This window comes from Sandarakinorhabdus rubra (genome assembly GCF_010994245.1).
Lineage (GTDB): Bacteria > Pseudomonadota > Alphaproteobacteria > Sphingomonadales > Sphingomonadaceae > Sandarakinorhabdus > Sandarakinorhabdus rubra.
In genome coordinates, this window is the sequence record NZ_WMHO01000095.1 from 1 (window position 1) to 9,361 (window position 9,361).

General features: G+C 68.8%; 7 protein-coding genes. 4 read left to right on the plus strand and 3 right to left on the minus strand.

Translation table 11 applies throughout. The annotated features are described in order from the left end of the window. The 3 genes from GJV64_RS07550 to GJV64_RS07560 all read right to left on the minus strand — a co-directional run. A partial coding sequence (locus GJV64_RS07550) for a cytochrome c3 family protein (protein WP_164156654.1) occupies positions 1-1,440 on the minus strand: 1,440 nt, incomplete at its 3' end. A 9-nt stretch (positions 1,441-1,449) separates the two neighbouring features. Then, the gene (locus GJV64_RS07555) at positions 1,450-2,364 is read right to left on the minus strand and encodes a hypothetical protein (protein ID WP_235927649.1); all 915 of its coding nucleotides are present in this window, start codon (positions 2,362-2,364) and stop codon (positions 1,450-1,452) included. Further along, a complete protein-coding gene (locus GJV64_RS07560; protein ID WP_164156660.1) occupies positions 2,364-4,898 on the minus strand; it encodes a cyclic nucleotide-binding domain-containing protein in 2,535 nt (844 codons plus the stop codon). The genes GJV64_RS07555 and GJV64_RS07560 overlap by 1 nt, the downstream gene beginning before the upstream one ends. A gap of 140 nt (positions 4,899-5,038) precedes the next feature. Between GJV64_RS07560 and GJV64_RS07565 the strand changes: the two genes are divergently transcribed. The 4 genes from GJV64_RS07565 to ccmI are packed head-to-tail and all read left to right on the plus strand — an operon-like array spanning position 5,039 to position 9,321. After that, positions 5,039-7,024 (plus strand): heme lyase CcmF/NrfE family subunit, encoded by a 1,986-nt coding sequence (locus GJV64_RS07565; RefSeq protein WP_164156655.1) that lies wholly within the window; start codon positions 5,039-5,041, stop codon positions 7,022-7,024. Positions 7,025-7,031: 7 nt separating this feature from the next. After that, positions 7,032-7,586 (plus strand): DsbE family thiol:disulfide interchange protein, encoded by a 555-nt coding sequence (locus tag GJV64_RS07570; protein WP_164156656.1) that lies wholly within the window; start codon positions 7,032-7,034, stop codon positions 7,584-7,586. Further along, a complete protein-coding gene (locus tag GJV64_RS07575) occupies positions 7,583-8,068 on the plus strand; it encodes a cytochrome c-type biogenesis protein (RefSeq protein WP_164156657.1) in 486 nt (161 codons plus the stop codon). Before GJV64_RS07570 ends, GJV64_RS07575 begins: the two co-directional genes overlap by 4 nt. 8 nt (positions 8,069-8,076) lie before the next feature. Next, the gene (ccmI, locus tag GJV64_RS07580) at positions 8,077-9,321 is read left to right on the plus strand and encodes a c-type cytochrome biogenesis protein CcmI (RefSeq protein ID WP_164156658.1); all 1,245 of its coding nucleotides are present in this window, start codon (positions 8,077-8,079) and stop codon (positions 9,319-9,321) included. Positions 9,322-9,361: the final 40 nt, after the last annotated feature.

Genomic DNA, 9,361 nt, shown 5'->3' on the forward strand with positions numbered 1-9,361 from the left:
CATGGGCGCCGACGCTGCGATCGGCCCCGGCGTGCGGCGCGGGAACAGCTGAACGCCGCCGCCGCCGGCCCGGCTGGCCCAGAAATCGCGGATGATGCCGGCCACCTGTTCGGGCTTGCCGTGCGGCAGCGTGCGCAGCGTGCCGCCATCACGGGCGAAGGCGAGATCGTGGCAGGCGCCGCAGTTCTTCTCCATGGTGATGGGCTGGAAGCGCAACTGGGCCGCGTCGGGGACATGGCAATATCGGCAAGGCAGAGCGCCATCAACGCCGGTGGGCAGGCCCTGCTTCAGCGCCATGTTGGCCACCGCATTGGTGGCCGACTGGTGGAGCGCGTGCGGATAGAGAAGGCCGGAGCGTTCGCGAGCGCCCTTCAGCACGGCGCGGGTGAAGAGCGGTCGGGTGGGCGAGGGCGCCGCCACCAGCGTGGCGCGGAAATCTGGGTGCCGGGCCCAATCGGGCACGTTGGCAACGGACGTGTCGGGCAGGCGCGTTGCCAGGCCGGCGTGGCAATCGGTGCAGAAGCTCCCCGCAACGGTGAGCACGGTGGCCGCGCCCTCATGCTCCTTGTGGCACGATGTGCAGCGCCCTTCCGGCAGGTTGAACGCCGTGTGCGCCGCTGCCGTCATGCCGGACGGCGTCGGGCGGCCCTGTGCCAGCCGAGCCGGCATGGCGTGATCGGGCAGGGCATCGGGCACGTGGCAGGCCTGGCAGGCGCTGTCGGTCACGCTGACGAACGCTTGCCGGTGGCATGCGCCGCAATTGTTGGCGAGGCCGGCATGGGCGTTGGACAGGGGACCCGACGACCAGACTTCATCGGCGGCAAAACCGCCGGCGGCGGCAGGGCGGGCCTGGGGCAGCTGCAGCCGGCCGTCGCCGAAGGCCTGGCCCGGTGTCTGTGGCCGCTTCGCTTCGGCCAGCATGGCTTCCGGCAGGCGAGCGCGATCCTCGGACAGGAAGTGGGCCAGCGGCAGCAGCAGCAGGCCAACGAGCACCAGCAAGGCGCCGATCCAGGCCAGGCGGCGCTTGGGCAGCATGGCGCCCGAAAGGCTGAAGATCTCGACCTCGGCGGCGGCATCGGCGGCCTCGATCGGCGGCACCACGCGCTCGGCAGTGATCGCCACTGCGCCGTCCTCGCCGGCGCTGAGGGACAGGCGGAACGGGCCGATGTCGATCGCCGGCGCCTCGGCCAGATCGAGATCGGCCCGGGTGACGAAGCGGCTACCCACCTCCACCGGCACGCCGCCCACCGCCTCCACGCTCACCCGGCCCGGTCCGGTGATGACCAGCCGGGCATGGCGCAGCATGACGGAGAGATCGGCCAGCTGGAGGTCGCAATCGGTGCCGCGCCCGATGCTGATTTCGGCCGTCACCAGCGTGCGGGTGCGGATGATATCGCCCCCGTCGGCTCTGCGGGCCAGCTGGCGGATGATGAAGGCCACCCGCCCCTCCTACCAGTAGAGGAACACGGAGAGGATGTGCGCGACGAGCGCAGCGAGCAGCGCAACGGTCACCGGCACATGGATGTAGAGCCACAATTCCAGCTGGGCCTTCAGCGCGATGTGGCGGCGGGCCTGGGCCAGTGCTGCTTCCTTCCGTTCCAGCAGGAAGCGGATCTGCTGCAACCGCTCGTCGGGCCGGCCGGCGCGCATCGTTGCCATCACCCGCTCGCTGATCGCCGCCAGCGCGCGGGCGTTGCCGTCATCGGCATATCTGCCGCTCAGGCGCTGGCGCGGTGAACCGGCAATGCGGGTTTCCTCCAGGCTCATCCGCACCAGCGCGGCATCGTCCGCCTCCAGTGGCTGGGCGGCGGTGCCGAGCTGCCGGTCGAGCGTGCGGATCGCCTCCAGCATCTGCGCCTGCGTGACCTCGCCGCGGTTGGCCGACAGTTTCTCCGGCACGGTGGCATAGAGGCTGACCCCCCACAGGCCGGACAGGATGACGATCATCATCAGCGCCCAGGTCAGCGTGTGGACGTTCCAGCCAAACTGGAAACCCGAATGCAGTGTGCCGATGACGATCAGCGACAGGCCCAGCCAGACATGCGCGCTGGTCCAGCCCTTCAGGCTGAACGGCTTCGAACCGATCACCCGCTTGCGCACGCCGAGCAGCGACAGCCAGATGATCAGGCCGGCGCCGATGCTGCCCAGCGTGTAGCCCAACCAGGTGCCGCCGTTGTGGCGCGGGGTGGGATCGGTCATCACATAGATGGCCAGCGCCGCAACGCACAGCTCGGCGGCGATCTTTGCCCAGCGCCCGCCGCGATGGGTGAGGAAGCCTTCGTGCGCGATATCGCGCGGCGCCCGTGCCACCGCCTTGCCGGTCATCGCCCGTCGCCCGCCGTCCGTCTTGTCCGCGTCTGCCATCAGCGCTCCTCCCGCCCCATCAGGGCAACGGAGAGGAACTGTTCCGGCGACACCCGGATGGCAGCGCCCGTGGGGCAGGCGCGCACGCAGGCCGGGCCGCCGTCCTGGCCCGCACACATGTCGCACTTGATCGCCTTCTTGGCCTTCTCGGCATAGGCGGGATCATGCTTCTTGGCCCACCTGGCCGGCGGCTCGCCGGGGCCCGGGCCGCTGCCGAACAGGAACCAGCCGAGCAGCCAGGGCTTCTTCGGCGGCACCTTGTCCATGCGGATGACGCCATAGGGGCAGTTGCGCTGGCAGTTGCCGCAGCCGATGCAGGTTTCGTCGATATAGACTTCGCCGGTCGGCCCGCGGTGGATGGCGTTGGGCGGGCAATCGGCCATGCAGTGCGGATGCTCGCAGTGGCGGCAGCTGGTCGGCACGTGGAGATGGGCATAGGTGCGCCCGGCTTCCCGGTCGAGCCGGGACAGGCCATCATGGGTGTCGGCGCAGGCCTTCTCGCAATTGTCGCAGCCCACGCACAATTTCTCGTCGATCAGCAGCACGTCGGTCGCCTCGCCCACCCCCTGTTCGACAAGGAAGTTGGCGACCCCGGTGTAGAGATCGACCACGCCGGAAAAACTGTCCTTCTTCGATTCGATGAAATTGTTCATCGCCGTGCGATTGGCCATTTCGGCGCGCAACGTGTCGAGAAGCTGCGGGCGGGAGGCCAGCAGCGCGCGGAACGGTTCGCCGGGGATGCGGATCACGTCGGCCTTCACGGCGGCCCGCACGGTGGCGGTGCGCGGGCCACCGGAAATCACCCCCATCTCGCCGACATAGCTGCCGGCCGGCACATAGTTGAGGAACACCGGTTTGCCGCCGATCAGCTTCTCCACCACCATCGAGCCGGAGCGGATGATGAAGATGTCATCGCCGGTATCGCCCTCCCGGATGATGGCCTGGCCGGCACGGATCGTTTCCACCGTGGCCGCGGCGATCACCTCGGCCAGGTCTTCGGCGGCCAGCCCCGACTTGAAGATCTGCAGCAGGCTGCGGGTCGTGGTGATGCGGGTGATCTCGCGCGCTGCCGATGGCACCTGGCTCATCAGCTTGAGCGCAGCCGTGCGGCTGATCTCGACAAGGATGCAGTCGCTGCCGGCGCGGATGGTGGCGCCCCGCCGCCGCCCCGAGATCAGCCCGACCTCGCCGAAGATGGAGCCGGCGCCGATCGGCACGGTGACCGAGGGGTCAGCCGGGTTCACCTCCACCAGCACCTGCCCTTCGGCAATGCCGAACAGCGAGGAACCGGGCGCGTTGCGTTCGAAGATCACCTCGCCCATGCGATACAGGCGCACGCTCGAATCCAGCATGAACTCGCGCATCTGCAAGCTGCTCATGCCCGACAGGATCGAGACGCTGGAGCGCAGATACTCCAGCCAGTCGGCGACGCTGCGTGCGCCGGGAAGGCCAGTGAACTTCGCTTCGAGGATCGGTTCGTCGGCGGGCCTCAGATCCAGATTGCCATTGATGAACTCGACGACGTCGTGGCCCTGGTTCATGCAATGCTTGATCAGCGGGTAGCCGGCCAGCGCACCCACCACGTAGATTCCCGGCGCCGTCGATTCAAAGGTGGCGGACAGTTTCGGGAAGGCCAGCCGGTCATTGCTGGCAAACTCCACTCCGCACTGTTCGACAAAGCTGCGCGGCGGCGCCGAGCCCATGCGCGCGATCACCCGGTCACAGGGGGCGCGCACCTCGCCCTCGGCGGTGTCGAGCGTGATCCAGCCCTGCTCGATCGTCCGCGTCGTGCTTTGCGTCATGATGCTGATGCGGCCTGCATCGCGGGCCGCCATCAGCGCCTTCACGTTGGCATCCTTGGCCTGCGCAAACTCGGCCGAGCGGTTGACCAGCGTCACCTTGTTGTTCTGGGCCGGATCGGCAGCGAGGCCCAGCGCATTCTCTATCCCGGCATCGCCGCCGCCGATCACGAAGATATGCTCGTCCGTATACTCGCTCGGATCGTCGAGCTGATACTGGACGTGGGGCAGATCGCCGCCCGGGCAGGCCATCAGGTTGGGATTGCCCTGCGTGCCGATGGCCAGGATCACGGTGTCCGCCAGGATCGTCTCGCCATCGGCCAGTGTCAGCCGATAGGGCGGCGCCAGGCGCTGGATGTCCTGCGTCTCGCTGGTGCCGTCGCGCTTGCGCTTCACGAGCTTCATCACCGATCCGGGAATGGGATCGCCGGTGCCGGTGATCGCCGTCACCTCGGCACGGATGCGCACGTTGACCCCGGCGGCGGCCGTCTGCTCGTTCCAGGTGCCCAGCACCATCTCGCGCTTGCCTGCCTCGAAATCGAGCGGGGAACGCAGCACCAGCTGTGACGGCGTTGCCATCACATGCTTGCCCTTCTGATATTTGAAGATCGTGTCCGACAGATGGTCGGTCTTTTCGAGCAGCACGTGGCTCAGCCCGAGCCGGGCCGCATGCGCGGCAGCCGACAGGCCGGCTGGGCCTGACCCAACGATGGCGATGCGATACGGCGTCACTATGGCGCTTGCCCCCCGGCTATGGCCCGCCTAGACCCTTGGGTCTATCGAATGAATCCTAGCATCTGGTTACGGTTGGGCTAGAGCAAGACTGCGCCCGGACGGCGAATTTCTGGCGCGGCCATCGAGGAGAGTTCGCCCCCATGCTTGCCGAAATCGGCCATTTCGCCCTGATCCTGGCGTTGCTGGTGGCGGCCGCACAAGCGGTGCTGCCAATGCTGGGCGCAGGCCGCGGCGACGCGGCGCTGATGGCCTTCGGGCGCAGCGCCGCCGGCTTGCAGGCCCTGCTGATCACCATCGCCTTTGCTGCACTGATGACCCTGTTCGGGCAGGCTGATTTCTCCGTCGCGCTGGTCGCCAATCACAGTGCGCTGTCGCAGCCGCTGCCCTATCGGTTGGCTGCGACCTGGGGCAATCACGAAGGCTCGATGCTGCTGTGGGTACTGGTGCTGGCCCTGTATGGCGCGGGCATCGCCCGCTTTGGCGACAATCTGCGGGCCACGCTGCAGGCCCGCGTGCTCTCCGTGCAGGCGATGATCTCGGTGGCGTTCCTGGCCTTCGCGCTGTTCACCTCCAACCCGTTCGCGCGACTGTCCCCGGCGCCGCTCGATGGCGCGGAGCTGAACCCGCTGCTGCAGGATCCGGGCCTCGTCTTCCACCCGCCCCTGCTCTACCTTGGCTATGTCGGCTTTTCGGTCACCTTCAGCTTTGCTGTTGCCGCTCTGATGGAAGGCCGCGCCGATCCGGCCTGGGCGCGCTGGATGCGGCCATGGGTGCTGGCGGCGTGGGTGCCGCTCACCTGCGGGATCACGCTGGGCAGCTTCTGGGCCTATTATGAACTGGGCTGGGGCGGCTGGTGGTTCTGGGACCCGGTGGAGAATGCCAGCTTCATGCCGTGGTTGCTGGGCACGGCGCTGCTGCACTCGGCGATCGTCACCGAAAAGCGCGGTGCGCTGGCCGGCTGGACCATATTGCTCGCCATCCTCGCCTTCTCCCTGAGCCTGATCGGCACCTTCCTCGTGCGCTCCGGCATCCTCACCTCGGTGCATGCCTTCGCGGTCGATCCGGAACGCGGCGTCTTCATCCTCGCCATGATCATTGGCGCGACCGGCACCGCGCTGGCGCTGTTCGCCCTGCGCGCGCCGCAGATGAAATCGGGCGCGCTGTTCGGCAGCATCAGCCGCGAATCCGGGCTGACCATCAACAATCTCATCCTGATGGCGCTGACCGCCGTGGTCTTTCTCGGCACCTTCTATCCGGTGATCATGGAAGCGGTGAACCCGGCCAACAAGATCTCGGTCGGCCCGCCCTATTACAACCTGGTGTTCGCGCCGCTGTCGGTGCCGCTGCTGCTGCTGGTCACGGTCGGGCCCATGCTGGCGTGGAAGCGCGACGATGCCGGCACGGTGGGGAAGAAGCTGCTGCTGCCGGCCGTGCTGGCCAGCGCCCTGTTCGCCGTGCTGGCCCTGTGGTTGGGGCTGGACAAGGCGGCCAGCGCCTTCGGGCTCGCGCTGGGGGCCTGGCTTATCCTGGGCGGCGGCCAAGTGCTGGTGCGGCGCTGGTGGGGCGCTGGCGGCTTTTCCTGGCGGCTTGTGCGCACCACGCCGGCCGCGACCCTTGGGCTGGCGCTGGCCCATGCCGGCATCGGCGTGACCACCGCCGGCATTTCGGCGATGAGCGGCTTTGCGGCCGAGAAGATCCTCGTCATGCGCCCCGGCGAGACGGCGCAGGCCGGGCCGCTTGCCGTCACCATGGTCGGCGTGGAGGAAGTGGCCGGCGCCAATTATCGGGCCTTGCGCGCGCATTTCGTTACGCGCCAGGGCGGCAGCGACGGCAAGCTGGTCTCGGAGCGCCGGCTCTACACCGTGTCGGGCAACCAGACGACCGAGGCCGGCATCGGCGTCGCCATCGCCGGCAACCAATATGTGGCGATCGGTGATGTGCAGTCCGACGCGCGTGGGCAGGGGCTCGTCGTGCGCATCTATTGGCACCCGCTGGTCGGCTGGATCTGGTTCGGCGGGCTGATGATGGCGATGGGCGGTGCGGCGTCGCTGTCGGATCGGCGCTTCCGCATAGGGGCGCCGCAAGTGCGCAGCCGTCTTGCGCCAAACATGGTTCCGGCCGAATAAGCCCGCCATGAAGCGCCTGCTCTTCATCCTGCCGATCATCGCCTTTGCCGGGCTGGCCGTGTTCCTGGGGATTGGCCTGACCAAGGACCCCAAGGAGCTGCCCAGCCAGCTGATCGACCGGCCGCTGCCCGAGTTCGCGCTGCCCGGCATCGTCGAGCAGCCCGGCAGCGGCCCGCCGGAACTGAACGGCTTTGCCAGCGCCAGCTTCAGGGGCGAGCCGCGCCTGCTCAACATCTGGGCCAGCTGGTGCGCCGCCTGCCCGCAGGAACACCCGGTGCTGGAGCGCATCGCGAGCGAAGGCTTCCCGGTCTATGGCATCGCCTGGAAGGACAAGCCGGCCGACAGCCGCGCCTGGCTCGCCCGTTATGGCAACCCCTATGCCGGGGTCGCGGCCGATGAGCAGGGCCGCACCGCCATCGATCTGGGCGTCACCGGCGTGCCGGAGACGTTCATCGTCGACAAGAAAGGCCGTGTCCGCTTCAAGCAGATCGGCCCGATCAGCCCCGAGGTTTGGGAAGGCCAGATCAAGCCGCTGTTGCAGCAGTTGCGGGCAGAGGCATGAAGCGGGCCCTTCTTGCGCTGGCCTTGATGCTGGCGGCACCGCCCGTTCTCGTTTTGCCGGCTGCGCCGGCAGCCGCCGTCCTGCCTGACGAGATGCTGAAGGACGCCGGCCAAGAGGCCCGCGCCCGCGCCATTTCGAAGGATCTGCGCTGCGTCGTCTGTCAGAACCAGAGCATCGACGACAGCGACGCGCCACTGGCCCGTGATCTGCGCCTGCTGGTACGCGAACAGATCAGCCAGGGCAAATCCGATGCCGAGGTGCGCGACTATGTCGTGGAACGCTATGGCAATTTCGTGCTTCTGAAACCGCCGGTCGAAGCCGACACGCTGCTGCTGTGGGGCGGCCCGTTCGCGGTGCTGCTGCTCGGCGCGGCTGGTCTCATCCTGTGGCGGCGGCGCGCGCCGGTGGCAGCGCCGGATGCCGCCCCGCTGACCGAGGCCGAACGCGCCGACCTTGACCGGCTGGCCGGTCCTTCCAACTGAGTTCACCCATGACGCTCTGGATCATCCTCATCGCGCTCAGCGCCATGGCCGCGGCCTGGCTCACCATCCCGCTGGTGCGCCGGCACGAAGCCCGGGTGGACGCGCGCGCCGCCACCATCGCCGTGCTGAAGGACCAGCTGGCCGACATCGACGTGCAGCTGGCCGCCGGCAGCATCCAGCCGCCGGAAGCCGAAGGCATGAGGAACGAGATCCGCCGCCGCCTGCTGGCTGCCGGCCATATCCCGCCGGAACTTGACCGCACCATGGGCCAGAAGGCGCTGTCGGGCGTGGCGCTGGGGCTGGCCGGGTTGGTCGCGGTGGCGGCCGCCGCGCTCTATGCCTCCATGGGGCGGCCAGACCTGGCCTCCGGCGCCGGTGCACCCTCCCAGGCGGCGGTGGCGGCGCCCCAGGAACAGGCCGCCAGTGGCGAGGTGGCGCAGCTGATCGCCGGCCTTGAACAGAAGATGCAGGCGACGCCGGATGATCCCGAAGGCTGGCGGATGCTGGGCTGGAGCTATTTCCAGACCGGCCGCTATGCCGATGCGGTGCGCGCCTATGGCCGCGCCATTGCGCTGAAACCCGATGGCGAGGGCTTCCAGTCGGCCTATGGCGAAGCGCTGGTGCAGGAAGCCGGCGGGCAGGTGACGCCGGCCGCTGCCGCCGCCTTCGAGAAGGCCGCCGCCCAGGATGGCGCCGATGCCCGCGCCCGCTATTTCCTCGCCGTGCGCAAGGCGGAAACTGGCGACCGCAAGGGCGCCATCGATGACTGGCTGCGCTTGCTGGCCGATTCGCCTGCCGACGCGCCGTGGCTGCCACAATTGAAGGGCATCATCGAGCAGACGGCGCAGGCCGCCGGCATCGACATCGCGACGCGGCTGGCGGCCACCAAGCCGGTTGGCAATGCCGCCGTGCCGGGCCTGCCGCCGCCGGTGGCCGCTGCGGCCGCGGCCGGTTCTGCCGGTCCCCCGGCGGGCGTCATGCCCGGCCCCAGCCGTGACCAGGTGCAGGCTGCGCAGGCGATGGACCCGGCGCAGCGGCAGGCGATGATCCGCGGCATGGTCGATGGCCTGGCCGAGCGGCTGAAGGCCAATCCGAAGGACGAGGCTGGCTGGCTGCGGCTGATGCGAGCCCGTTCCGTGCTGGGCGAGGCGGCGGCCGCCAAGGCCGCGCGCGATTCCGCACTGGCCGCCTTTGCCGGCGATCCTGCCGCGCAGGGCCGGATCAGGGCTGCGGCGGCCGAGATGGGGCTGTGAAGCGCGTTCTCGTTCTGGATGGCCATCCCGATGCCGGCGC